This is a genomic window from Rufibacter sp. XAAS-G3-1, from assembly GCF_013623775.1.
Lineage (GTDB): Bacteria > Bacteroidota > Bacteroidia > Cytophagales > Hymenobacteraceae > Nibribacter.
The window spans coordinates 436086-461237 of sequence record NZ_JABFAM010000006.1 but is presented as its reverse complement, the minus strand read 5'-3'; the positions used below and the strand labels follow the sequence as shown (position 1 = coordinate 461237).

Below are 25152 nucleotides of genomic sequence, written 5' to 3'. Positions count from 1 at the left end.
AGCAGAAGCAACCCTCAACAGAACCATGGAAAACCAGGAAAAGAAATATAATGACCTCACCCCAGAGGAAGAGTACGTGATCTTGCACAAAGGCACGGAGCGTCCTTTCACCGGTAAACTGTACACCGTCAAAGAACCCGGTACGTACATTTGCCGCCGCTGCAACGCGCCGCTGTACCGCTCAGAAGACAAGTTTGAATCGCACTGCGGATGGCCCAGCTTTGACGATGAGATAGAAGGTGCCGTGACCCGCGTGCCAGACGCCGATGGCAGACGCACCGAGATTGTCTGCTCTAACTGCGGAGGCCACTTGGGACATGTGTTCCTGGGGGAACGGTTTACCGCCAAGAACACCCGCCACTGCGTCAATTCCATATCCATGGAGTTTGTGCCCGCCCAAGACAAATAACCAACGGGGCAGGGGTGGAGGCCATACTTTTCATCGGGATGCAGGCATCGGGGAAATCTACGTTTTACAAGACGCATTTCTTTCATTCGCACGTGCGCATCAGCCTGGATTTGCTCAAGACCCGGAACCGGGAGCGTCAGTTTCTGCAGCTTTGCCTGAAAACCAGCGCCAAACTGGTCATAGACAACACCAATCCCAGAAAAGAAGACCGCCAGCTTTACATGGGTCAATTGAAAGAACGGCGCTACCGGGTGGTGGGGTATTTCTTCCAGACCTCCCTGCCTCATGCCCTGGCCCGCAACCGTGCCCGCGAAGGGAGAGACAAAGTCAAAGAGATCGCCTTGTATGACGTACGCAAAAAGCTGGAGCCGCCTTCCTATGCCGAAGGGTTCGACCAACTGTTCTGCATACGCATTCAGGGCGATGGTTTTTTAGTGGAGGAGTGGAGCAGGGAGGAAGGCCATGTTTGAAAACCGAAACATAGACTGGGCTAAAAACGAGCCGCCGCAAGCGGCAGGCGTGTACGTCTGCCGCCGCTGCGGCACCCCCTTGTTCTCCTCCCACCAAAAATTTGATTCCAGGACTGGTTTCCCTAGTTTCTGGGGGCATTTGAAGGAGAACGTACAGCAACACCTGCTGGATACCTATGGCCGCGAACGCATCCAACTGCTCTGCCACCAGTGCGGCTTGCACCTGGGCCATTTGTTTCAAGATGACCGCACCCCCAGCAACCTGCGGTATTGCATCAATGCAGCATCCATCAGTTTACAGGCACCTCCGGCATAAGGATTGAACACTGCTTCACCAAGCTTGTACTACGGTTGTTTTCGGCCTGTTTTTGGGGAAATAGCCGCTAAACGGTTAGCAATACTTAGTGAGAGCATCCGGTCATTGGCTGCGCCAGGAAGTGTGCTAACAAGAGCTGCTGCACAGGATAGGAAAGTCCCAGGCTGCCCAACTCCTCCATCAATAGCTCCTTCTCGCCAAAACCGCCTACATAGCCGTTCACCCGGGCCACTGCCGTTGAATAATTGAGTTCTACTTCATCTGGGTAGATTTTCTGCAGTTCATGGAAGACCGCAGGCTCTCGCCGCAATTTCCATTTCTGATGCCGTTCCTGGGCCAGGTAAAAGGTGGGGTAGGGAATAAGCTCGGTTGTTACGGTTTGTTCTAAACGGGCTTCCGTGGCTTTGATGGCATCTTTTGCCCACTGCTCCTGCTGGGGTGAATGGTAAAAGATGGCAGACGTGTATTGCCGTTTCCGGGGTTCTTTGGTGGGGGAATGATGCGCGAAAAACCGTTCCAGCAGGTGCGGGTAGGTTACCTGGTCAGGATCGAATTCCACTTGAACGGTTTCAATATGATCGGCGATGCTGCGGTACGTGGGCAGCGGGGTTGTTCCTCCGGCGTAACCCACCCTGGTTCTGACTACCCCTGCCATGGCCCCAAAGAATGCCTCTGCCCCCCAGAAGCAGCCCAACGCAAACGTGGCCGTCTGAAGATTGTCATAGGTGCGCTGATCAATAGCTGGTAGTTTCGTTGCCTCAAGTTGGTTCATGTGGGTTATACGATAAAGCGGTACCGAAGGAAGCAAAATTTGCTTAGTTGCAGGCCAGGTCTGCTGGATAACCGGATGTAGGAGGTGCCGGCAAGCCTGTTGACTTTCACTCTTGGTAAATTGCACGCAGCGCTCAGAATTCTTGTCTCCACCTCGTGAACTTACCGGCCTTTGCAGATCAACTGGCCAACCTGATCTTTCGTTGGAACTCTCCTTTTGTAAATCCATCACAGACTTTCTTGTTTTGGTAGTCCTTAGAAGTAATATTGACAGGTAAGGGGTAGCGCTACGTATAAGTTAGGGAAGGTTACCGCCAAAAGCCAGCCCCGCCGCAAAAAGAGAAGCAACAATGATGACGCCAAATCTGACGGTGACGGAGATCGCTGAGAGGCTGATGTCAGCACTTTTAGAACTCTAAAGGTAGGGATGCCCCAAGGAGTATCTGGAGTTTTACCGGGGGAGCTTTTCAGTTGATTTCCTGTGGCGCAGGCGAAAGCGTGCGCCATCTTTTTTCCTGGACTGCTTTCCTAGCAGGTGCCGCCGTTTTGAGGCTGTTTTTGAAAAAACAGCCTCAAAATGGCCGGTTCCACCCAATGTTTATGCCTTGTAAATCAAAGTTCTAACCAGTGTTAGAGCCCCGCTTTCTTCTGTTTTTAGCTTGTTTTTTCTGAATCAAACAGAAAACGTTGAAAAAAGACAGTTCATATAATCCTACTTTTAAAATTCTGTGTTTAGCTAAGAAAATGCTGATAATACGCTCTTTTTTCAAATAAATGGGCAAAAAGGGTAGTTGCAGCGGTGAGGTATTGCGTATAAGACCTAGAATTAATCCAGCTAGCTTTGGAAGATATCATTTTAAGCACCATCTATGCCTCTGTTCCTTTGATGGAACGGCCTACTAGTTTCCCCATTGATACTGAAATCCTAAGCGAATCACTCAAGATGAGCGTGGGCGAACTGTGGTTGCATCTAAGAGCACTTCTGGAAAGTGAATTCATCAAAGTATCTGTGCTTCATGGCCGGCCGATTCTTTTCCTTACCAAGGCCGGGCTTTCCAGAGTTGAACGCCTGTGTAAACAGCCGCTAGACCAAAGCCGTGTTCCTTTATTCTAAGCGTACCTTCTTCAAGCGCATGGTCAAACTTTACTAAAAAGTAAATTCATTGGAAAGAAATCTGCCAAAACTAAGCAGCAGGACAAAATAAGTAGTGGGACAGATTGGAATATTCATTTTGTCATCTTGGAAAGATCTTGTGGGCGAACTGGAAAAGCGGTCAATAAACGCCCTTGCCGTTCGCTACCAAGATAACAAGAAGAAGAGAAGGATAGTGATTTCTGTCCTTTCATTTATGAGCTGCTGATCTTTGCCAAACAGTTCTTCAAATAACCTGTCTCAGAATTCAACACTCAGGACTAAAACAGCAGGTTTTCGTAAAAGGGGCAGGAAACTAAAAGAAGCCTGCATGCAAGTAGCCTATCTGCCTATCACCATTACCCACATCAACGAAGAAATACCCGGGGTAAAAACCTTTGTCTTTGCGAACGAAGACGCCAAAACCATCCAGTACAAACCCGGACAATACCTCACGTTAGTGGAACCACATGCCCGAGAAGAAGTGAGACGGTCGTATTCCATTACGTCATCGCCCGCGCTGGGCGAGCCCTTGACCATTGGGGTTAAACGGATTGAGAACGGCTTCTTTTCCCGCCGGTTGATTGACCACGCACGGGTAGGGGATCAGTTACTGACCATTGGCGCGGCCGGGTTCTTTACCTTGCCAGCCTCTATGCGTGTGTACCGGCAGGTGTTTTTCTGGGCGGCGGGCAGTGGCATTACCCCCATCTATGCGCTGCTGAAAACTATTCTGCACCAACACCCCTCCATTTCAGTAGTGCTGGTGTACAGCAACCATGATCCCAGCAGCACCATTTTCTACGCTGAATTACAGCAATTGTCAGAACAGTTTGCAGATCGGCTTACCATTAAATTTCTTTTCAGCATATTTCCCCGGTTAGACCAGGCTCGGTTGCACAAAGATCTTTTGAAGCGTATAGTAAAGGAGAATGTTGCTGTGTCTCTGGGTGAGATATTATGTTATATATGCGGCCCCGATAATTACCGGAGGCTCTGCCTGTACGGGCTCCGGGAAATGGGCGTGCCCGCAGAGAACATAAGGCAGGAAACCTTTAGCACCGCCAAGGTACAAGTCAAAGCGATCCCGCCAGATGTAGAGTCGCACAGGGTAATCGCGTACTATGGGGGAGAAACATACCGCTTTCAGGCCCAGTACCCAGAAACTATTCTGCAAGCCGCCAAAAAAGCAGGCCTCTCCTTTCCCTACAGTTGTGAAGCAGGCCGGTGCGGAAACTGCGCCGCCACTTGCCTGCAAGGGAAGGTCTGGATGTCTTACAATGAAGTGCTCACGGATAGGGAGGTGGCCCGAGGGTTAACCTTGACGTGTGTGGGGTACGCAGTGGAGGGAGATGTGGTGCTGGATATTAAATAGAGAAGAAGGGTTGTTGGTTTTAGGGCTATTTTTTCAAAATTAATCTCTTTATTGGCGCATTTCTGCGCGTTGGCCTCTGTCTGGAACTGGCTTCTTTGGGGAGATTGGCAGGTGCCCGCCTTACGGTGTTCCCTTGGCTGTTTTTGCGTGGGTATTAGCAGGGGCACGCGGTTTGCTGTTCCCTTGGCTTGTCCGTTTGTTCCGTGGGTGCAAGTGCTGTATTGTTTCATCTTTGGCGGTATGCGCTCACGGCCGCGAGGCCCCGTCTTCCCCTCTCGCACTGCCCTTTCGGCCTGTGAGGTCTGCCTCTCTTAGTTGGTGTTTATCTATGGCCAAAAGCGAGGCGCGCTCGGGGAAGACTGGAACTGGGGAAAGTAATGGAAGAGTAGTAGTTGGTGGTTAGTATACCCACTCCCCGGCAGGTTGCTTCCGGAGATCTACTCCCGAACAGCAAGGGTAGTGATTAGGGTCTAGCTGTATTACCCCTCTTCTCCTGTAAAGGCGCATTCCCCTCCTGGGAGAAGTAGGGTGGGTTCTGTCTCCCACGCAACACCGCCACCTCCAACGACCTCGCAGCGTCTTTAGACCTGCGAGGGTCTGCGCCAACTCCGTTTCTACTGCACCGCAACATTGATCTGAAAGGCAGAACAGAAGCTTCCCTTCTAATGCAGGAGGGGGTGGGAGGTGGTAACCACAAAGCAAAAGAGCTACCAGTTCAGGCTGCTGAAAGGAGAAGGTTTTAGGTACTTATCTCAAGCTGCTTCCTCTTGAGGGCTTATTCTCTGATAACCTCTACATAATACGAACCACTATCACCTGGCTTTTGCGCTTTAGCCGCTATGGCACTGAATTACTTTTCCCTACAAGTTGGGCAAAATACAAAAAAGGAAAAATTCGTATATTAGTGCTAGAGTTTAAAGAAAGCACCATGAACACAAGAACCGTAAGCATTGGCAGCATATTAAGCCAGATAAAGCAGCTGAACCACTCTGATAGAATCAATATACTTGAGAAAGTAGTATCTCTTATAAAAAAAGAAAGTGTGGATAAAAAGCGGGTCAGCCTGTCATCCATTAGCGGTCTTGGCTCTGAGATATGGACAGAGACGGATATAGATAAATATATTGAAAACGAGAGACAATGGGATTGAGTAAGATTAAGTCCCAGACTTTGTTTCTTGATACCGCGCCTCTTATCTATTTTATAGAAGGCAGTACAGCCTATCAACCTAATTTAAAGAAATTCTTTACCGCTTTTGACAAAGGCGACTTTTTTATCCTCACCTCTACCTTGACGATTCTTGAAGTACTGGTACAGCCTTTAAAGCTGAACCGACAGGATTTAGTAGACAAATACAGGCAAATTCTCTCTCCCGCATCAGGAATAGAAATAATTGACATGACCTCTGCCATTGCATACCGTGCAGCTGAATTGAGGGCTAAGTACGGATTGAAAACACCGGATTCAATTCAGGTCGGGACAGCATTGGAATATGGGGCCAACTATTTCTTGACAAATGACATCAGATTGAAAACTGTCAAAGAAATCAAAACCATCACTCCTCAAGAACTTTGAAAATAAGTACTTTGCCCAACATTGCATAAACGTCATGCTACGGCCGACGGCCTTGCACGTTGTTTATACGAGACCGAAGTCTGCTTCGTAGCAGATGCGGGTCTAACACACACACAAATCATTTGAGATTGGGATCACAGCTAAAAAAAGAGGCCTATGTTTTAGCATAGGCCTCTTTCTTAGTTGTGTTTCTCCCTACCGCTTGGTTTGCGGCTGCGGCTTGTTTTTAACGTATTTTTCCAACCACTGATCCATCTCCCAGAGCATGTGCATCACAGACTCTTTAGCCCCGTAGCCATGGCTTTCAGCGGGCAAGAAAACCAGGCGGGTGGTAGCCCCGTGGCCTTTCAATGCATTGTAGAAACGCTCGCTCTGGATGGGGAAGGTGCCCGAGTTATTATCGGCTTCGCCGTGGATCAGGAGAATAGGGGTTTTGATTTTATTTGCGTAGTTGAACGGCGACATCTTGGCGTATACCTCAGGGGCTTGCCAGAACGTGCGTTCCTCGGCCTGGAACCCGAACGGTGTTAAAGTACGGTTGTAGGCTCCGCTGCGGGCAATACCGGCGGCAAACAGGTCTGAGTGCGCCAACAGGTTAGCGGTCATAAACGCCCCGTAGGAATGGCCGCCCACCGCAACCCGGTTAGGATCTGCGATGCCCATTTTGGTTACTTCGTCAATGGCGGCTTTGGCGCTGGCTACTAACTGCTCTACGTAGGTGTCGTTCGGTTCTGCGTCACCTTCGCCCACAATCGGGAAATCGGTGCGATCCAGGACGGCGTAGCCTCTGGTTACCCAGAACAAAGGAGAGCCGTAGTTGATGCGCGTAAACTCATACGGCGAGGTTTTTACCTGTCCGGCACTGGCCGCGTCTTTGAACTCTCTTGGGTACGCCCACATGAGCATTGGTAAACGTCCTTGCTCTTTTTTGTAGCCTTTGGGCGTGTACAGCGTGGCGGTCAAGGTCACGCCATCATTGCGTTTGTAGGTAAGGAGCTGCTTGTCAACGCCAATAAGTTCTGGCGTAGGGTGCGGGAATTTGGTAATGGCTGTTAGCTTCTTAGACCCAATCTGGCGCAGATAATAGTTAGGCGGCTCGTTCTCAGACTCGCGGCGCGTAATGAAAACTCCTTTCTCTGGGTTGATCACATCTACAGGAAACTCATAGTACGGAGCCGCTGAGCGCCAAAGAATATCGGCTTTTTTGGTAGCCAGGTTGAATTTGCTGAGGTACGGCCGATTGCCTTGCGGCGAGCCCCCGCCACTAATCATGTACAGGTTCTGCCCAGATCTATCGGTCATGAGCACGCTGCGGCCATACTGGTTTTTGGTCATGACCGGCGAACCAGGGTCTGAGTACAGATCTTCGTACGAGCGCTCTACCAGCACCACCGGCTCGGCCCCAGGCTGGCTGGGTTTCACGCGCAGATGGCGCTCCTGGCGGGTTCTCCACCAACGTTCGGTCACCAGCGCCAGGTCATTGTTTCCCCAGGTAATGTCGCTGAAGCGGAGCTTGGTGCTTACTAACGCGACGGGTTTCTGGGTGAACGGAGCAGCTTGGGTGTAGACAATGTCGCGTACCGCAACGTCTTTCTTGTCATCGCCGCCGTCCTGGGCTTCTACCCAGTACAGCGTGGCGGGTTGGTCTGCCCGCCAAGACACGTTTCTGGGCCCGGCGGCCACGGCGTTGAACCCAACCGGAATATTTTCGCCCAGCGGAATATCGGCTATTTGCTTCACCACTTTCCCCTGGCGATCCCACACCTGTACCGTGTAAGGGAACTGCCTGGAAGGCACCAGATAAGAGTAAGGCCGGTGCGTGGTGCTTACCAACACAAACTGCCCGTCTGGTGAAATACTGAAAGAGCGGATGATGCCTTGCGTGCCTACGTTGGTTTGCTTTCCGTCCAGAGAGACCTGTACCAGTTGGCCCATGAGGTAATAGTCAAAAAGGGCTTCGTCCTGGCGGTTTTTAAGTAAGTCCTGGTACGTGCGGGAAGGGGCGGTGCGGCCCAGGTTTTCCTGGATAATAGGCCCTACCGGCGTGGCGTTGCTTTTAGGGGCTTCACCCCGGGCCGAATTGACCACTTTCACCAGCAAGGTTTTGCTGTCTGGTGCCCAACTGAAGGCGTTGCCCCAGGCATCGTTCACGGTGGCGGTGGTAAGTTTACGGGCGGTTCTGTCAGTAACGCTGACTACCCACAGTTCAATTCCGTTGGAAACCGTGTTCAGGAAAGCCACCTGTTTTTCATCGGGTGACCAGGTCACATCGGTGATTTTGGGGTTGGCGGGCAAACCCTGGATGGTGAATTCCTGTCCGCCGGCCACTTTCTTAAATTTCAGGTTGTTGAAAGAGGAACCCCGGCTGGCACCGTTCACCGCCGGATTAATGCGCAAGCCTCCAATGCGGGCCTCGGGCGCGGCCACTTCCTCAATGGACGGATAACCGGCCCGCTCCATGAGCAGCATCCACTCACCTTTGGAGTCAAAGGCAACAGACGGAGTAGCCGGGGCTTCAATCAGTTTGGCAATAGACTCAGCGGGACGCTGGTAGGGGACGTTGAGGTCTTTGGTTCCCTGCGCCAGGGCGGCAGGCCCAGCCAATGAGAAGGCCAGCAACCAGGCGGCCAATCGGGAGCGGGGAGAAATGACAAGGTGTTTCATGTTTGCGTTTGGGTGAAAGGATGTAGAAGCTAATGTACTAAACTTCTGGCTATCTTTTTAGCTTGTTTTTGTGAAATCAGGCCAAAAACCACTACGCGGGCATTATACTACGCGGGCATTAATAACTGACGTAACGCAAACGTGCTGGTGGTTTCCGGCGAGTCCGGAGACTCGCGCCAGTTTTTTCTAACAATCTGCTTGCGCGATGCCGCCCGCTCCAGAAGACCCCGCAGCATCTTTAAACCTGCGAGCGGCTCTGCGCCGATAGCTCGCCAATCAGGAGATTGGCTGTCCATACGTGCGTAGAGCGCTGACGCTAACTCTACGCACAGCAAAGGTTCTACACCTTTGAGTCTTTAAGACCTCATAGTTTCTTCGTTTTGGGCTTGTTTTCTGAAAAACAGCCCCAAAACGCAGGAGCCTAGCTCCTCTTCTACGGAGGGGGACTGCGTACCATCAGTTATTAAGTAACTATAATAAGTAACTATAAAACAATCCTTTAAAGGAATTTTTTAAAAGGAATTTTTTACTGACGCTCGGCCAATGCCTGTTTGTAGAACAACGCGTTCCGCTGGTTCACCGGCGTTTTCAGGTACTTTTCTAGGAACTGCTCCTGTTTGGCGGCCTGCACCAACGCTTGCTCAAGGGTTGCTTTCATGTTCTGCAAAGAAAGAAACAGGTTAGCATTATCTATGGGTTTAATCTGCTGGAGCAACTTCTTTGTGTCCTGTAGCTTGTGGGTAATTCCGGAGAGCATCTGCTGTAGCGCGAGGTCTGTTTTGGCGGGTAAAAACCGGTTGTTCTTGTACCGGATAAATTGGTTCATCTGGTCTATGCCTGCGTTGAAGGAATTGACCGCCGCATTATAAAGATCCACGGTTTCGTTCTGCCGGATTAAGGTCAGGTTTTTCTTAAGATGGTTCAGGTGCTCCAACACCACCGGCGGAATTACCTGGTTAGCGGCCATCCGCCTAATGGTGGCCGTCAGCTGCGCTTTTTCAGAGGAGGCTGCGTACGTGGCAAGGGTATCCAGGAAAGCAAAGGCGGGTTTTGGCTTGGCCGAAATGGACTTTGGAGAAGTACCGCTATTCCTTGAGGAAATAAACGCATGGTACGACATCGGCTGTGCCTGGAATTGCCACAGTGGGTCAAACGGAAGGTGCGTCTGGAGCATTCTGGCTGGCGGAACCATGAAGTAGCGGTCATTTACCCGGGGTGTAAATTTCCCGTTCTCCACTACTCCAGATCCCCAGGTGGGATCAAAAAGAAACCATTGTCCGCTCACTTGGGCGGCTACCCAGGCGTGGGAGATGGGCGTGTTCGTGCCCTTGGGAATGACAAAGCCCGTGACCAGATAGGAGGGAATACCCGTTTTGGCGCACAGTTCCTGGAAGACTTCGGCGTAGCCCTGGCACACGGCTTTTCGGGTAGTCAGGGTCTGGGCAATAAGCGCCTGCTTCTCGTAGTAGAGGGGCATGTTGGCTAGGGTCACCACGTCATAGGCAATGTGATTGGCTAGCCAGTAATAGATGGCTTTTATTTTTTCGTGGGGCGTTGGGTAGTGGCTGTTGACAAAACGGGCAATTCCGTTGGTAGTCTTGGTTTGGGCCGTGGGAATTACCGGTGCCGCCACGGTACTCGGGACAAAGGAAGTTCCCGTTTCCTGGGCGTTTGCCTGAAAAAAGGTGAAAAATATACCTAGAATAAATGTCAGTTTGGTCATTCAAGTAACTTCCTGGAAAAGAAAGGGATGGTATGTTTTGTAACGACAGAACACCGGTTGGAGGGATATCGTTTCGGGGGTTCTTTCTTAAAAGCAGGCAGAAAACGCCTTTTCCGGCATCTTTTGGCTTTATAGTTGCAGCTTGTTGGCCAACAGTAGGTAATTCAGAAATTCTTATGAAAAAACAGCTTGTACCTTTTCTAGTATTGGTGGTTTTCTTGGTGAGTGCCGTGGGCTGCTCCAGTTCCAGAGACACTGGCAGTTCGCGCTACCCTTCCGGCCCCAAAGCCTCTAAAAGCCAGAAAACTTCTTTCCCGGGTATTTATTTTCCGGGAGACAGATCCACTTCCCCGCGGGGGTTGCCTCCGGGGCAAGCCAAGAAAGTAAACGGAGACCAGTCGGCGCGGGCCTATGCGCCTGGTCAGCAGAAAAAGAATAACCACGGGAACAGCAACGGGAAAGGTAAAAAAGGCAAAAAGCACTAATGCCCGTTTCACGTCTGTTCAATAAAAGAGAGAGAACTTGCCCAAAGCAGGTTCTCTTTCTTTATTTATATCATCCATTTGACCAGAGATGTCGCCCAGCTAAACCACCTGTACTGGTGTCCGTAAACAGAAGCAGAACCTAACTTTAAAGACCATGGCTATCCTAGATATTTTCAACGACGATAAAGACAAAGACGAAGCAAACGCCAAGAACATCCACGATGATTACAACGACCGGAATACCATGGGCAACAGCCCAGACCCTTCGGCCAAGCGTAACGTTGGGCCCAACGGAGACCTGCAGCGGAACGATCAGAAAGACAAGCTGGAGAACCTGCACATTGGTGGAAACGAACTAACCGGCTACGGCGCCAATGACCCTGAAAGCAAAGAGTCTGATACCCAAGGCCCCGGGTTTGAGTTTGAAGGCAGCTATGACGCCATGGATGGAAGCGCCAACGGCGTACGCATGAACGACCAACCCCTGGATAGTAATTCCACCAATTCTGAAGAAGCAGATTACAACCGCTTGTAGGTTTTTATCCTAGCTTACGAATCCAAAATTTAAACAAGCTCTAAAAACAAAAGCTGGTTTCTCCTTTCTATAGGGGAGACCAGCTTTTGTTTTAGGCGCGTTTTACTAAAAAGAGCCTAAAATAAGAAATGTAAACACCTTTTGGTGATGACCACCAGCCCTTAGAAGGGTTTAGCTCTGGGGATACCACTGCCGCAGGCGTACCTCTATCTTCTTATTGCCCGCCTCCACTTTGGTTTTGAACCCATTCACATCACTTAAGCCGTTTTGGCCCCGGTAATGATAGGGGTATACGATCTTAGGTTTGAAACCCAGTACGGCCGACGCGGCCTGATCAATGTCCATGGTGAAAGGCAGGTTCATGCAAACAAACGCCACGTCAATCTTCTTGAGCGACCGCATTTCAGGTATGTCTTCCGTATCGCCGGAAAGGTAGATTCTCTTCTTGCCCATGGTAAGGACATACCCGTTGCCACGACCTTTGGGGTGACGGGAATCGGCGGTTTCGGGGAGGTTGTACATGGGAACGGCCTGAATATCTATTTCCAGTTGTTTGGTCTGGCCGCCGTTCTGCAGTGTGATGGCGTTAGATTTCAGGGGTTCGGGCAGTTGATTCACTACGGCCTGGGGGGCTACAACGGGCGTGTTGGAAATGGACAGCGCCTGCAGGGTTTTCAGATCCAGGTGGTCGCCGTGAATATCAGTGATGAGAATAAGGTCGGGTTTGGGCAGGCCGTTGAACAGGGCCGCCCCTCCGTAGGGATCAACCCAAACCGTTTTGTTATTCCATTGCAAGACCACCGCCCCATGCGTGACCGGCTGAATCACTAAGTCGCCTTGCTTGGTTTTGAGGCGGTCTGGCTGCGCCAGGTTCTGGCACCACGCCTGGAACGTGCACAGGCAAAAGAGCAGGAGCAAAAGTTTTTTCATCGTGTTGTTTTTAGGTTGGCAGATGGATGGATGACAAAATGAAAGCAAGAATGTTTCGGCAGCTGTCTTTGACAGAGGCCGATGTATAGAAGGTCACTCCTGTTTTAGAGGTGTTTTGAGAAAAACGCCCCTGAAACGGGAGTGACCATAACAAGCAAAGGGCTAGGCCGGTTATTCCTTGCTCTTTTTCTTGCTGCTTTTCACCTTCTTGGTTGCCTTCTTCTCAAATTCACGGCTGCTGAGCAAACCAGCCGGTACCAACAGTTCACCGGTATGGAAGTCGATCAACCCGTTTTTCTCTTCTTCAATGTTGGTGGCCTGGGTGTAGACATCACCGGCAATGCGCCGTTTGCGGAGTTCCTTCTTGAAGGCCAGAATCCGGGAGGTGCGTTCTTCTGAACCTGCGGGCCCGCCGTAATCTGAGAACCCGAAACCGCCCCACTCACTCACAATCAACGGGGTTTGGCCCCGGTAAAAGTACTGGTCGCCAATGACCAGCGGTAACACCGCTACCTCGTCCAGTTCGCCGGCCGTGAGTTTGTTGAGCACTTTTTTCCACTTGGCTAGTTTGGGCGTGTAAATGTGGGCCGTCAGCAAATCTGACTTGATTTTCCCTTCAAAGGAAATGTGCTGCCAGCCGTCATTGTCCACCACCAGAAACTGCGGGTATTTGATTTTCATGAAGTGAAAAGTATCCATGATGTATTGCCGGGTTTCTGGGTTGGTGGCGATGTCCTGCGCGCCCCAGTCCTCGTTGTACAAACTCCAGATGATCACCGACGGGTTGGTTTCAATAAGGGCCAGCATGCGGAGCAGTTCAATCCGGTGGTTTTCGCGGCTGCGCTTGGTAGAGGAGTGGGGGCTGGGTACTTCCACCCACAGCAACATTCCCATCTCGTCGGCCAGGTTGTAAATGCGGGGGTCAATTCCGGCAATGTGCACGCGCACCAGGTTACAGCCCAGTTCTTTCATGGCGTACAGGTGGCGTTTCATCTCTTCGTACGTAGCCGTGCCCGGCTGGTACAGGATACCGTCAATGTAAATTTCCTGGTTGTTGAGGTAGATATGCCTGCCGCGGGCCTCAATTTTACGCAGCCCGAAGTGCCCGGCAATCTCAGAGGCGTAACCGGTGGAGTCTATCAGTTGGGCTTCAAACTTATACAAATGCGGGTCTTCAGGGCTCCAGAGCTGGGCATCGGGCACTTCAATCACCACGTACTGCTGTTTCTGCCCGGCTTCCAGCCTTAGTTCATAGTCTGAGGTGGCCAGCGGGGCGGTGTCATCTGGGGCGTTTCTTTCAAAGATGTTGAGCCGGAGCGTGTAGTTGCCCGGGTCTTGGATTCTGGTGGTGAAGTTGAAGCGTACCAGCGAGTCTTCAATGAGCCCCTGTACCCCCACCCTGGAGCGCAGGCGGTTGCGCTCCACGGTTTCCAGCCACACGCTTCGTACCGCCCCGGTGTACGTCTGGTACCAGATGCCGCCCCGTTTGTACACGTGCGATTCCTGCTTGCCCCGGGGCACCTCGGCGTCCATGCTGTGCGAGATGCGCACCGTCAGGTAGTTCACGGGCAGCAGATGGTCTTCGTTTATCTCAAAGGAAAAGGAGTTGTATTCCCCGTAATGCACCTCGCCGCCTTCCACATCGGTTAAGAGCCGGCCGTTGAGCCAAACCCTGGTTTCATACCCACACGCCCCAAAGGTGATCTGGTAGATCCTTTTTCCGCCGCTTTCCAGTTTCTCTGGCCGGGTGAATTCCCGCTCATACCAGGCAATCAATTTATCTTGCCAGGCGGGCGTTTCCAGTTCTCCTTTGGTTTTGGCCATGTGCTCTTCTACAGAACCAGGCCAGTTGGCGGTGTGCGTGTATTTATGGCCCAGATACCAGCTTTCCCGTAGGCCGCGGTCTTCCTGGTCAAGGGAGAACTTCCATTCACCGTCTAACAAAGAATACGTATTGGGCCGGAGAACCACCCGGGGCAAAGGGTTTTCTTTAGATGGGGAGTCCACGTGGGCATCCACAAATTCAGCCTCCCTGGACTCCTCAATTTTTTGAGAAACAACTGACTCTTCAAAGCTCTCTGTTACGTTGAGGTTGGGGTGTTTCAGAACCATACTTATACGTTATTTATGGGGGTGTCTTATTATCTCCCTCTTAAACGAAGATTTTTTCTGGAAGGGTTGCCTTAAAATGAAAGGAGTTGGGATAAGTGCTATTCAGTAGCTTTCCCTTTCTGGGCCGTTTTTACCAAAACACGTTAAAAACAAGCACCATCCGTTGGTTGTGAATTGTCCTGCGCAGACAGGCTTTTAAAGGCAGCTAAAGCTGGATGGTAGATTATAGTGCTACTTTTCAGTCTGCTCCTCTAGGGCAAGGGGATTGCATCAATGGTGGTAAGACGCACTATGTAGGATATAAATCAAAGGAAGAGGAGATATATTCCGTTTTTAAGCTGTTTCTGCAAAATTATGGCAAAAACGCAGCGTGCTCTTTGCTGCTTAAGTACATCTTGTCAAATTTTACTGAAATCGGTTGCAATGGGCACGGGAGATTTGCTTATATTCACCAGACTAACCCAAAACCACAATTGAAAAGATGATAAAGTTTAGATCTGCCAAGTACCTGCCTTTGGTCTTCGTAGCTGCCTCTGCCTTTACCAGCGCCTGCCAAAAGCAGACGCAGGCAACAGAAACGCCCTCCTCAGATGCGCAAAGTGACGTCTCGGTTTCTGCCGCAACCGCCCCAGACACCGCTGCTTCTAAGTACCTTTCTCAGCCTTTGGTCACGGACATTTATACCGCAGATCCATCGGCCCATGTTTTCAACGGTAAAATCTACATTTACCCTTCGCATGACATTGATGCCGGTACCCCGGAGAATGATAACGGTGACCATTTTGACATGCGGGACTACCATGTTTTCTCCATGGATGACGTGGACGGGAAAGTAACCGATCATGGGGTAGCGCTGGACATCAAGGATATTCCCTGGGCCGGACGCCAGGTATGGGCTCCAGATGCCGCATTCAAGAACGGAAAGTATTACCTCTACTTCCCGGCGAAGGACAAACAAGACATCTTCCGGATAGGGGTGGCCACTTCTACTTCCCCTACGGGCCCTTTCAAACCAGAGGCCAAACCCATTGCCGGTTCTTATAGCATTGACCCCACCGTCTACACAGATACCGATGGTACTTCTTACATGTACTTCGGTGGTATCTGGGGCGGTCAATTACAGCGTTGGGCTACCGGCAAATATGATTCTACCGCCGCCCCTGAGCCAGCCAAAGGCAATGCCCTGCTGCCTAAAATGGCCAAGATGCGCGCCGATATGTTAGGGTTTGATGGCCCCGTGAAAGACGTGCAACTCCTGGACGAGAACGGCAAACTCATACCCGCTACTGACCACAACAAGCGTTTCTTTGAAGCAGCCTGGATCCACAAGTTTAACGGCAAGTATTACTTCTCTTACTCCACCGGCGACACCCACAACATTGCCTACGCCGTGGGAGATTCGCCAACCGGCCCTTTCACCTACAAAGGAGTGATTCTGAATCCGGTAGAAGGCTGGACGAACCACCACTCTATTGTAGAGTTCAAAGGGAAGTGGTACATTTTCTACCATGACACCCAGTTGTCCGGCAAAACGTACCTGCGTAACATCAAAGTGACTGAGTTGACCCACAACCCAGACGGCACCATCCAAACCATTACGGCGGTAAAGTCATAATCTATTAGGTTTCTCCATCATAGAAATGCCCACCTCTTGGTAAGAGGTGGGCTTTTTTATTTATGCCTCTCTGGTGCGCTTAAACAAGGTTTTTAAAATAGTGTTAGTTGAATGTTAATCTAATATTATAGAAATAACTATCTTTGTTATAGTATTTTACAAACTGCACTATTCTGATGGCATCATATACAACCAAAGCATACCTGAAAGCACCGGATTCTAAGGGTCTGTGCATGTTGCACGTTCGCTATACCTACAAGCGTATTCCTCATTCGTTATCCTTAAACGTCAAGATAGAACGACACAAGTTTGATAGTGTCACAGGCATGGTTAAAACGAAGTATGGTGAAGCATCTTCCATCAATTTGAAGATAAGGCAGACCCAACAACTCCTAGAAGATGTTGCTGACACGCTACCCAATCCAGATTTCGCACAGGTTAAACCACTATACGAAAAGCGTCTATCTGAAATTGAAGAACAGAAAAAGGAAGATGCTAAAATCCTGAATGTTGAAAACAGAAAAACAAAGATTACCAACTTACTGGACTATCTCGAAAGCTTGGAAATCCCGGAACGGAAACAGTTTCATATAAATGAACTCAAAAAAATAGAAGAACTTGAAAGAGAACTAAACCGGAAAGGTTATAGGAACGAAAGCCATGAAGATTCTCAAATAAGAAAATACTTAGAGGAATATCCAAACAAGTTTTTCAGTAGAAGTGATAGTTTTAAGAGAGATTTGACACATTGGATAAAAACATTCTTGGAATTTGTTGATGCTACCAATACAATTCTTACTTATGATGTGTTTAATTATGAATTATATAATTCGTACGCCCATTACTTAATGTTTGCTAAGGATGGTAAACAATATTACAATAATTTCTTTGGTAGTCATGTAAACAAGTTGAAGAGTTTTTTAAAGTGGCTGGAAGATGAAAAGGATTTGAAAATAAACAAAGGCTATAAAAAGTATGAAGTAGTCAAAGAAAAGAAAGAAATAATATACCTAACTGAAAAAGAGTTGGATTTGCTTTGGGAGTTTAAAGATACTTGCAATCCATCTTATGTAAAATATATAGATTTATGTTTGTTTGGTAACTATACGGGTCTTCGTTATTCAGACATCAAACGGTCGTATTGGTGGATTGATAATGAAATGTTGCAAGGTAAGACACAAAAAACCGATGGAGATTTCAATATCCCATTAGCATTAGACCCAAAAATCGAAGAAATTTTAAAAAAATATAAATACAACCTTAATTTAGTTTCGGTTGAAAATTACAATAAGACAATAAAGAAGATTTGCAAAGAAGTTTTTGAATTACATCAAATCAATACAGAGCCTATTCAAATTAAGAGAGAGCGACTGAAAGAAAAATTCATAACTTTTCATTACAAGCATGAATTATTGTCAAGTCACAGTAATCGTAGGGGATTTTGTACACGCCTATGGCAACAAAGATATACTGAGCCTGAAATTCTTCTGATGCTAGGGTCTGTTTCGAGTGTGGTACTGAGAAAATATGTAAAGAATACACCAGAAGATTTACTGAGGAATGTTAAAGATAAGCAAGCAGACAAAGCCAAAATAAAAGCCGTACAAGCAAAGCTAGAAGCAATAGAAGAGAATGTATAACACAATATAGAGCGTTCCGCCACGGGCTTAAAAATAGCCTTAAATAGCCTCCTAGTGAAAAGCCCACAGCCCCAAAGCTGGTGGGCTTTTTTCATGGCAAAAAGTTATAGATTTTATATGTGAGAATAAGATTCAATGTGAGAATAAAAAATATATCTCATTTTCTTCTATGTGTTTTAAAACAAAGCGTCTTATAATTTATATATAATAAAAAATAACAAGACAAATGATAAGATACATTCTAAATGACACTATCTACGTGGATTTTGATTTCATCAAAAACATGGTTGGTAAGCACAAAAGCACAGTGCATTTCAAATTGAAGAGATTCCTCAAAGATAACGAAGTTGAAATCTTGTCCTACAACGGCAAGTTTCTATTTGAACACAAAGCCATATCCGGGTTCATCCAAACGGAACTAAAAAATAATTAATACTAAGTGATAACAAATTATGTGAGTGGCTTAGACAAGCTAGAAATAACACTAAAAGAACAAGATAGTTATAACACCAGCTATTTCAATCTATACCAGATTACCAACACGAACTACAGCAACGTATATGAATACGATGGATTTACCTTAACTAACAAGAATAAGTCAACTACCAACTACAACTTGACCTATGAAGTAAGATACAATAATATTCTAATCGGTTCAACTCAGTTGGATGGTCGTGGGATGTTTGAAGACAAGATAGGTCTGAAAATTAATAATGAATTATTTAGAAAGAAAGACTGTCAGAGTAAAATCAAATTATTCTTGAATACCTTTCATCTAAAGATTAATAATTTCAGTTGCATTGATTTGTTCATTGATACTAGAGACAATATCCGTGATATTTTTATTGAGATGTTCAACAACAAGCAGGATTATCTTTTCAACACCAGAGTAAAGACTATAGATTTCTTCGGTTCTATTGATGTTGAGGGTTATATAATTCCCGGTAATTTCAAACCAACTTTCTATTTAGGAAGTAATCATACTGGAAAGAGAGTTACTATCTACAATAAAACCAAAGAACTACAAGCAAAGGGACACAAGCAATCTATAACTGTTCTACATGATGAACATCTAACACATGATAAGGAGAATGATGTGTATAGATTTGAACTACGCTTAAAGAACAGCTATTTACAAAGTAAGAAGTACTCAATAGATTTAGATTCGTTGTTTGATGAAGAATTTATAAAATATTTAATTTCTTCCAACCTTACCAATTTCTTTGATTTCAGAGAGAGAACATCTACAAGACCGAACAGATGCAAGGCAATACATTTCTTTGACTTGTCTGTAAAAAGTGTGTTTCAAGCAAGAAATGGTTTGGCAGCTAGTAATAACGATAGTCATAAAACCACATCTACTTTAAACCAACAACAAATTGAGAAATCTAAAAAATCCATAATAAGGAAAATGATTAAGACTGCTATCATTGAGTATGACAAGCAATCTATTCTAAATGTGAAGCATATTGCTATTCAGTACAATCTATTAGATTTCTATGAAAAGGAGATTAAAGACCTTGGATTCCTTAAAGAGAAAGATTTAAAGAAGGAAATCAAAAAATCAAATTCTATATTCTAAATAATATATAAATTAATAAGATGAAGCAATGTTACGAAGTATTCTGCTGACTGCTCGCTAGAGTAGACAGGCAGCGAGAATATTAAAATTGACTTTAAATATTTAACAAGAAATCATAAAACCAAATATAAAAATTTACTATATACTATGTCTAAGCGTATTACATAATATATAAATCAAAGGAAAGACTAGGGAATAAATCTCTGGTCTTTTTTTATTGAAGAAATAATCAGACATCATAAAGGATTGATACCGAAAACAATCATTTCAAAGCGGATAACAAGTTGTTTCCCCATGTGGTGAGGAACAGACCAATCTCCAATAGAAGTAGCCTATAACTGCTTAGAATGTCTAAATACCTTATCATATACTAACCCAACCCGTTGTTTTGCTTTCCCTACTTAGGTAACTACTTATAGAATATATTATTCTTCCATGAGAACGAAAAACCATTGGGGGCGGGGGTCTAATGTTTCTGGTGCCCCTTATCCATACCATGGCTCCATCAAACATACACGAATTCAGAAAGGAAAGGGTGGGGGGGTAAACAGCATCCTTGGAATGTATTCAAAACCAATAGCTGTGTTCAAATAATCCCTCCCGAAAAAAACTACCCATACTGAGTACAGACGCATCTTTTTTTATTGGTTTGCCGTGTTCCTGAAAACTATAGTTTAATTGAACACAATTTACTATCTTTGGCTTATGAAGAAAGCAGCCCTACTGCTGAGAGTATCCAGCAACGGTCAAAGTACAGACCGCCAACTATCGGAATTAACTAGCTATGCCAACGGCAAAGGTCTTGACATCATAGAAGTGGTGACCGAAAAGATTTCCGGGGCAAAGAAGAACTCAGAGCGTCAAGGCATCCAACGCATATTGGAACTTGCCAGAGCAAAGCAAATCGATAAAGTGTTGGTGCATGAAATATCCAGACTTGGAAGGAATACTCCACAGGTTCTTGCCACTATAGAAGAGTTACACGAACTTAAAGTATCTGTGGTGGTATTGAACTACCAGATAGAAACATTGAACGCCAACGGCTCTGTAAATAGCATGGGTATGTTTATGGTGACAATGCTAACAGATATTGGTAGGATGGAACGTGAAACCACAGTAGAACGCATCAACTCTGGTATAGCAGAAGCAAAGCGTAAAGGAGTAGTACTAGGCAGACCAGAAGGCAGCAAGAAAGGCAAGACCGAAATGCTCAAAGAATACAAGCAAGTCGTTAAGAAGCTACAAGAAGGCTATTCTATCAGAGAAACCGCCAAACTTTGCGATGTGAGTGTATCCACAGTACAGAGAGTGAAAAAGGAGATGTAGGAATATTATTTTTCCGGTATCATACTTTAAAATGCTGACTAACTGAATAGTGTATTAGACTAACAAATCTCGAAAATGTTAGTCTAATACACTTTAATAATACAATAAAATATTGAAAGTCAATCACATGTAATCTGGTAGTTTTAAACTATCGTAACTCTTGGTAAGAGGTGGGCATTTCTATGATGGAGAAACCCCTTGTGGTTGCCCTTTGCCATTTTCTCTGGTATAAAGTTTTCTGCCGTTGCAAGACCCGTTTCCGAAAGAGATTGGACAGGGTGCGGCCTGTCCGTACATTGTCTGGAATATAGCATGGGAGGGGAAAAGGGCAACCGCAAGGGGTTGCCTCTATGCTATTATCGTAGAAAATACCGTTTTGCCTCCTTTTCTGAAAAACGGCCTGAAAACGGAAGCGGCCCATCTCTATGAAAGGGGCCGCTTCCGTTTTCATCACCAATGACAGATTAATGCATCCATCTAGGGCAGATCACTTTGCCTCTGTTGAAGAGTTTCAGGCCTAGCACCACTTCGTGGGTACCGGAGTTGGAGATATTCAGCGGGGAGGTGTTGTAGTCATAGGAGTAGCTTACATCCATGATGTGGCTGATGTTTACGCCGGTCATCAAGGCAAAAGCATCCTCGTTCCGGTAAGAGACGCCCGCCCAAACCCGATCCGCATAGATGGCTCTTAGGTTGAAGTCCAGGGTAGTGGGGCTGGGAGAGGTGAATTTGGCTAATACGGAAGGAATCAAGGTAACTTCCTGGCCCACATCAAATTTGTAGCCTGCCGTGGCGATATAATGTTTTTGCAGCACATTGTTTGGCCCTTCATTTTCTTCACTGGGGTTCAGGTCTCTGTTGCTTTTGATGAGCTGCGCGCCCGAGAGCCCCACGAAGAAACTGTTGGAGTAGATCCAGGTGCCCAGGCCCAGGTCAAAGTAATTACGGTTCACGTAGTCACTGGAAATAGCCGGATCTGGGCTAGTGAACGTGGCTTCACCGGGGTTGATGCTGTTGCGCAAGATACCGGCGCTGGCTCCCATAGACACCGTAATGGTTCGGGTAATAGGCAAGTGGTACGCATAGGTCAGGTTCACATTGGTTCTCCGCAGCGGGCCCGTCCGGTCACTGATGGCCTGAATACCTACCCCGTGGTGCGGATACGCCCGCGAGAATCGGTTTTTATTCACGGTGCGGGTGCTGGTAATGCCTTTGCCTGCGTTTCTAATGCTGGCTACCTGTTTGTTCAGGGGCGTGTGGGCACTTACATGGTAGGTTTTGGGGGCCCCTTCCAGACCCACCCACTGCTGGCGGGTTCCAATCTTGACTTCGGTGTAATCTTCAATGCCGGTAATGGCCGGGTTCAGCAAATAGCTGTTGATCATGTATTGGCTGTACTGCGGCCGCTGTTGTCCCCAGGCGGGGGCAGTGAGAAGCAGCAGAACCAGAAAAGCGCCTATATTTTTCTTCATCTGCTTATTTGATAATGGTGATACTGCCGGTGAAAGGCTTCTCATTTTTATTTAAATGGATGATGTAATAATAGGTAGCCAGCGGCAGCGGATTGCCATTGTGCGTTCCGTTCCAAGGCTGCGTATATCCAATATTGGATTTGAATACCTGGGCACCGTAGCGGTTGAAGATCTCAACGGTGGCTTCTGGGTAGTTCTGGATGTTTTCAATCTCCCAGACTTCGTTTACGCCGTCATTGTTAGGGCTGAAGGTGTTCACAATCTTAATGCGCGGGATCACCGTTACGGTCACCTCATCTGTGGCCACACACTCCAGGTCACCGTTGGTGACGGTTAGCGTATAAATAGTCGTTTCAGTAGGGGTAGCTACCGGATTGGCCACATTAGGGTTGCTAAGCCCAGTGACCGGAGACCAGGAATAGGTTGCGCCCGGTGCCCCAGTTCCTCTTAGCGTAGTAGATTGCCCTTCTATGATGGTGGTATCACGTCCGGCATTGGCGGTAATAGGAAGCACGGTCACCATGACAGAGGTACGGCGGAGGCTTACACACTCGTTTTCATTCTCAGCCTCCACATAAAATGTGGTGTTTTGTGTTAATGCCGGCGTAACGAAGGGGGTTCCAGAACCAATAAGCGTTTGTGTTCCGTCAGCTTCCCCTATGTACCAATTGTATGTGAGGGTACCGTTACCAGTTGCGTCTGGCACTACTTCCAACGTGGCGGAACCACCCTGACAGGTAGATACCGCTGCGGCTACCACCACAGGAGTTGCCGGTAATTCATCAATGGTCACTTGTATCGCCTCTGCGGAAGGTACCGGATCGCAATTGGTGTTCCGGTACTTGGCCGTTCTGCGGTACCAGGTGGTTTGGGTGATAAAGCCAGGGGTAAACAGCGCTCCGTTGGTGTTATCTGAGCCCACCGCCGGAATAAAGCCCGTGGTGGCGCTGGTGGTGCTGCTTTCCCACACGTACTCAATGTCACCGCTAAGAAGGTTACCGGTTAAGGTAGGAACATCGCCTTTGCAGACTACCTCTTTGTCTACTTCAATGATGTTTTCACTAGGCTCAATAACTGGCAGTACTTCAACGGTCACCTCATTGCTGAAGTTAGGCAAGCTGCAACCCTCAAACGTCACCGTTCTTCTATAGATGGTGGTCTCCTGGAGCACTGGCGGAGAGTAGTTCTGTTGGTCGTTGGTACCCGCAGCGGCGGTGAAAGTGCCGGAAGCTGTCTGGCTTTCCCATAGGTAGATGGGGGTGGCAGTACCCACTGTCGCGTTGGAACCCGTTAAGGTGTTGGGTTTGGTTTCAGCGCAGATGCTTTGGTCTGTGGAAATTTCGTTTTTAAGTTCCTGCTGGATAATATTGATAGTGAACATAGTACGATCAGCACTTTCGCAGCCATTCTCAAAGGCAGAGATATAGATTACCCTTCTGCCAGTCAAAGGGCCAACGGAGAACATAGGTTGTGGACCTCCCGTGTTCAGCGGTGAACCTCCGGTAGGAGCAGTATAGAAGTTGTACAGTCTGTTTTGGTTGTTCGGGTTTGGGCTAGGATTGATGGTATAAGTTTCGCCTTCGCACACAAATACCTCTGGTCTGGCAATAGTGGGTTTGTCAGGCAAAGGATTAAACGTGACGGTGATCTCAGTGGGTTCACCCCTTAGTCCACTTGCCTTTTCGCATTCATTCGCGAAATCTACCGTCAAGGTGTAGGCGCCAGCCACATTTGGGAACTGGAAAGTTGGGTTGTCTGAAGTAGCATTCCCACTAATGGTGACTCCATTGGGCACTGTCCAGACAAAGGATGCAGGATCAATAGTCCCTAAATTGCCGTCTGGCTCACCAATGAGCTGTCGTCCATTAAGGGTTACGGTGGGGCCAGCGGTAGGATCAAGGCAAAACTCTAAAGGTTGCGGCTGTATTTGCGGGTACACCACTACCACTTGTTCCTCATGCACGTATCTGCCGTCGCGCTCCACGTTAGGATTTCTGATATCTAGGGTGTCCAACGGGCCGTCTTCTCCCCCGGGGTTGCATTCCCCAATAATCTTCAGCCGGATGGTGTACTGGCCTTTCTGGTAAAAACGGATGACGGGGTTTTCAACGGTGTTATTGGATGGAGCCACAAATTCGGCAGTGGTTACGGGTACCGATTGTTTGTTTCCGTCCAATATCTCCCATTGGTAAGTCAAGTTATTGCCCGTTGATTCATTTTCCAAGGTATAGGTAACTGGAACTCCGCACAGGGGAGGAGGCGACTGCGGGGTATCTCTCTCTTTTTCGTTGGCGTTGAACTTGGCTTCCTGTTCAATGAGTTTCACCGCCACCACGTCTGAGGTGTCTAACCTACAAGTTGTCCCAGATACAATAACCGAATAATCCCCGTCAGCTTCCACTGGTTGGGTGGGTTTAGTAGCACCTATGATATTCACCCCATTTCTTTGCCATTGGTACTTAAATCCAGGGCCTGTAGGTGTTGCAGATAAAGGAGTCCCATAACAGACCGGATCTGTGCCAATGGGGGTAATAGCAGCCCCGCAAGGAGTCTGCCCATAAAGCAAAGAGGAGCTATAGAGATAGACCGCAAATATCAGCAGATAGCTTTTGAATGAATGCATTCGGTTGTCTGAAAAAAGTAAACAATACTAAATCAGGTTAACATTCAGAAGAAGAAAACGGTACAGAACTATTCAGTCTGCCTATCCAGAAACAGGGGGTATTGGGGTAGATGATCCAGATGTAGGAGGGTAGTAATAGTTATATCAAATAGTCTTGCTTCTTAAGTGTGGGAACCTCTTTCTAAATATCGAAAAAAAGTAAAATTTATTATATCACATTCTTGAATTCGTGAAGAAAGTGAACAGAAAGGCAAAGACCTGTGGTTCATGCCTTTTCTCAGCCATAGGTAAGATAGCCTTGGTTAAAAATACGGGATTAAAATCAGATGCACAATTAGGCACTGCCTAAATCTTTTAAGACGTAGCCACGCAGCTATGCAGAACGGTTACGGCAAAA

General features: G+C 47.5%; 21 protein-coding genes. 13 read left to right on the top strand and 8 right to left on the bottom strand.

Annotated elements, in window-relative coordinates:
- The first annotated feature begins 25 nt into the window (after positions 1-25).
- The 3 genes from HHO50_RS08565 to HHO50_RS08555 are packed head-to-tail and all read left to right on the top strand — an operon-like array spanning position 26 to position 1195.
- Entirely contained in the window at positions 26-409 is a 384-nt protein-coding gene (locus HHO50_RS08565) for a methionine-R-sulfoxide reductase (RefSeq protein ID WP_181305580.1), read from the top strand.
- A gap of 14 nt (positions 410-423) precedes the next feature.
- Positions 424-879 (top strand): AAA family ATPase, encoded by a 456-nt coding sequence (locus HHO50_RS08560; RefSeq protein WP_181305579.1) that lies wholly within the window; start codon positions 424-426, stop codon positions 877-879.
- Positions 872-1195: a peptide-methionine (R)-S-oxide reductase gene (locus HHO50_RS08555; protein ID WP_181305578.1), complete on the top strand. Its 324-nt coding sequence runs from the start codon at positions 872-874 to the stop codon at positions 1193-1195. Before HHO50_RS08560 ends, HHO50_RS08555 begins: the two co-directional genes overlap by 8 nt.
- 85 nt (positions 1196-1280) lie before the next feature.
- On the opposite strand, the gene msrA is transcribed toward HHO50_RS08555, so the two are convergent.
- Entirely contained in the window at positions 1281-1967 is a 687-nt protein-coding gene (gene msrA, locus HHO50_RS08550) for a peptide-methionine (S)-S-oxide reductase MsrA (protein WP_181305577.1), read from the bottom strand.
- 840 nt (positions 1968-2807) lie between these two features.
- Between msrA and HHO50_RS08545 the strand changes: the two genes are divergently transcribed.
- The 4 genes from HHO50_RS08545 to HHO50_RS08530 all read left to right on the top strand — a co-directional run bounded on the left by HHO50_RS08545 (position 2808) and on the right by HHO50_RS08530 (position 6048).
- Positions 2808-3080 carry a hypothetical protein gene (locus HHO50_RS08545; protein ID WP_181305576.1) on the top strand — a complete coding sequence of 91 codons (273 nt, stop codon included), beginning with the start codon at positions 2808-2810 and terminating at the stop codon, positions 3078-3080.
- Positions 3081-3429: 349 nt separating this feature from the next.
- Positions 3430-4473, top strand: coding sequence for a ferredoxin--NADP reductase (locus HHO50_RS08540; RefSeq protein WP_181305575.1), 1044 nt, complete (start codon positions 3430-3432; stop codon positions 4471-4473).
- An 823-nt stretch (positions 4474-5296) separates the two neighbouring features.
- Positions 5297-5623, top strand: a complete 327-nt coding sequence (locus tag HHO50_RS08535) for a hypothetical protein (protein WP_181305574.1) — start codon at positions 5297-5299, stop codon at positions 5621-5623.
- 20 nt (positions 5624-5643) lie between these two features.
- Positions 5644-6048, top strand: coding sequence for a type II toxin-antitoxin system VapC family toxin (locus tag HHO50_RS08530; RefSeq protein ID WP_181305573.1), 405 nt, complete (start codon positions 5644-5646; stop codon positions 6046-6048).
- Positions 6049-6243: 195 nt separating this feature from the next.
- Here HHO50_RS08530 and HHO50_RS08525 read toward each other — a convergent pair whose 3' ends face one another.
- The 3 genes from HHO50_RS08525 to HHO50_RS08515 all read right to left on the bottom strand — a co-directional run bounded on the left by HHO50_RS08525 (position 6244) and on the right by HHO50_RS08515 (position 10435).
- A complete protein-coding gene (locus HHO50_RS08525) occupies positions 6244-8712 on the bottom strand; it encodes a prolyl oligopeptidase family serine peptidase (protein WP_181305572.1) in 2469 nt (822 codons plus the stop codon).
- A gap of 107 nt (positions 8713-8819) precedes the next feature.
- Positions 8820-9008, bottom strand: a complete 189-nt coding sequence (locus tag HHO50_RS08520; protein ID WP_181305571.1) for a hypothetical protein — start codon at positions 9006-9008, stop codon at positions 8820-8822.
- Positions 9009-9238: 230 nt separating this feature from the next.
- Complete coding sequence (locus tag HHO50_RS08515; protein WP_181305570.1) at positions 9239-10435, bottom strand: transglutaminase domain-containing protein; 1197 nt, start codon at positions 10433-10435, stop codon at positions 9239-9241.
- Between the two features lie 176 nt (positions 10436-10611).
- On the opposite strand from HHO50_RS08515, the gene HHO50_RS08510 reads away from it, so the two are divergent.
- On the top strand, positions 10612-10920 hold the full coding sequence (locus tag HHO50_RS08510; RefSeq protein ID WP_181305612.1) for a hypothetical protein: 309 nt from the start codon (positions 10612-10614) through the stop codon (positions 10918-10920).
- Between the two features lie 154 nt (positions 10921-11074).
- Positions 11075-11455: a hypothetical protein gene (locus tag HHO50_RS08505; RefSeq protein WP_181305569.1), complete on the top strand. Its 381-nt coding sequence runs from the start codon at positions 11075-11077 to the stop codon at positions 11453-11455.
- Positions 11456-11626: 171 nt separating this feature from the next.
- On the opposite strand, the gene HHO50_RS08500 is transcribed toward HHO50_RS08505, so the two are convergent.
- Both HHO50_RS08500 and HHO50_RS08495 read right to left on the bottom strand, forming a co-directional pair.
- Complete coding sequence (locus HHO50_RS08500) at positions 11627-12385, bottom strand: MBL fold metallo-hydrolase (RefSeq protein ID WP_181305568.1); 759 nt, start codon at positions 12383-12385, stop codon at positions 11627-11629.
- A 171-nt stretch (positions 12386-12556) separates the two neighbouring features.
- On the bottom strand, positions 12557-14497 hold the full coding sequence (locus HHO50_RS08495; RefSeq protein WP_181305567.1) for a glycoside hydrolase family 2 protein: 1941 nt from the start codon (positions 14495-14497) through the stop codon (positions 12557-12559).
- A 481-nt stretch (positions 14498-14978) separates the two neighbouring features.
- Between HHO50_RS08495 and HHO50_RS08490 the strand changes: the two genes are divergently transcribed.
- From HHO50_RS08490 to HHO50_RS08475, 4 genes are all read left to right on the top strand, one after another.
- Positions 14979-16112 carry a glycoside hydrolase family 43 protein gene (locus tag HHO50_RS08490; protein WP_181305566.1) on the top strand — a complete coding sequence of 378 codons (1134 nt, stop codon included), beginning with the start codon at positions 14979-14981 and terminating at the stop codon, positions 16110-16112.
- Between the two features lie 176 nt (positions 16113-16288).
- Positions 16289-17752, top strand: coding sequence for a hypothetical protein (locus HHO50_RS08485; RefSeq protein WP_181305565.1), 1464 nt, complete (start codon positions 16289-16291; stop codon positions 17750-17752).
- A gap of 616 nt (positions 17753-18368) precedes the next feature.
- The gene (locus tag HHO50_RS08480) at positions 18369-19334 is read left to right on the top strand and encodes a replication initiation factor domain-containing protein (RefSeq protein ID WP_181305564.1); all 966 of its coding nucleotides are present in this window, start codon (positions 18369-18371) and stop codon (positions 19332-19334) included.
- Positions 19335-20039: 705 nt separating this feature from the next.
- Entirely contained in the window at positions 20040-20660 is a 621-nt protein-coding gene (locus tag HHO50_RS08475) for a recombinase family protein (protein ID WP_181305563.1), read from the top strand.
- A gap of 464 nt (positions 20661-21124) precedes the next feature.
- Here HHO50_RS08475 and HHO50_RS08470 read toward each other — a convergent pair whose 3' ends face one another.
- The gene (locus HHO50_RS08470; protein WP_181305562.1) at positions 21125-22132 is read right to left on the bottom strand and encodes a type IX secretion system membrane protein PorP/SprF; all 1008 of its coding nucleotides are present in this window, start codon (positions 22130-22132) and stop codon (positions 21125-21127) included.
- 4 nt (positions 22133-22136) lie between these two features.
- The gene (locus HHO50_RS08465; protein WP_181305561.1) at positions 22137-24755 is read right to left on the bottom strand and encodes a gliding motility-associated C-terminal domain-containing protein; all 2619 of its coding nucleotides are present in this window, start codon (positions 24753-24755) and stop codon (positions 22137-22139) included.
- Between the last annotated feature and the right edge of the window lie 397 nt (positions 24756-25152).

Bases quoted from the DNA above. Each gene is read 5' to 3' on its own strand.
- HHO50_RS08500 (WP_181305568.1), bottom strand. From the start codon at position 12,385: ATGAAAAAACTTTTGCTCCTGCTCTTTTGCCTGTGCACGTTCCAGGCG.
- HHO50_RS08525 (WP_181305572.1), bottom strand. From the start codon at position 8,712: ATGAAACACCTTGTCATTTCTCCCCGCTCCCGATTGGCCGCCTGGTTG.
- HHO50_RS08565 (WP_181305580.1), top strand. From the start codon at position 26: ATGGAAAACCAGGAAAAGAAATATAATGACCTCACCCCAGAGGAAGAG.
- HHO50_RS08495 (WP_181305567.1), bottom strand. From the start codon at position 14,497: ATGGTTCTGAAACACCCCAACCTCAACGTAACAGAGAGCTTTGAAGAG.
- msrA (WP_181305577.1), bottom strand. From the start codon at position 1,967: ATGAACCAACTTGAGGCAACGAAACTACCAGCTATTGATCAGCGCACC.
- HHO50_RS08465 (WP_181305561.1), bottom strand. From the start codon at position 24,755: ATGCATTCATTCAAAAGCTATCTGCTGATATTTGCGGTCTATCTCTAT.
- HHO50_RS08515 (WP_181305570.1), bottom strand. From the start codon at position 10,435: ATGACCAAACTGACATTTATTCTAGGTATATTTTTCACCTTTTTTCAG.
- HHO50_RS08520 (WP_181305571.1), bottom strand. From the start codon at position 9,008: ATGGACAGCCAATCTCCTGATTGGCGAGCTATCGGCGCAGAGCCGCTC.
- HHO50_RS08490 (WP_181305566.1), top strand. From the start codon at position 14,979: ATGATAAAGTTTAGATCTGCCAAGTACCTGCCTTTGGTCTTCGTAGCT.
- HHO50_RS08485 (WP_181305565.1), top strand. From the start codon at position 16,289: ATGGCATCATATACAACCAAAGCATACCTGAAAGCACCGGATTCTAAG.
- HHO50_RS08505 (WP_181305569.1), top strand. From the start codon at position 11,075: ATGGCTATCCTAGATATTTTCAACGACGATAAAGACAAAGACGAAGCA.
- HHO50_RS08470 (WP_181305562.1), bottom strand. From the start codon at position 22,132: ATGAAGAAAAATATAGGCGCTTTTCTGGTTCTGCTGCTTCTCACTGCC.
- HHO50_RS08555 (WP_181305578.1), top strand. From the start codon at position 872: ATGTTTGAAAACCGAAACATAGACTGGGCTAAAAACGAGCCGCCGCAA.
- HHO50_RS08540 (WP_181305575.1), top strand. From the start codon at position 3,430: ATGCAAGTAGCCTATCTGCCTATCACCATTACCCACATCAACGAAGAA.
- HHO50_RS08510 (WP_181305612.1), top strand. From the start codon at position 10,612: ATGAAAAAACAGCTTGTACCTTTTCTAGTATTGGTGGTTTTCTTGGTG.
- HHO50_RS08475 (WP_181305563.1), top strand. From the start codon at position 20,040: ATGAAGAAAGCAGCCCTACTGCTGAGAGTATCCAGCAACGGTCAAAGT.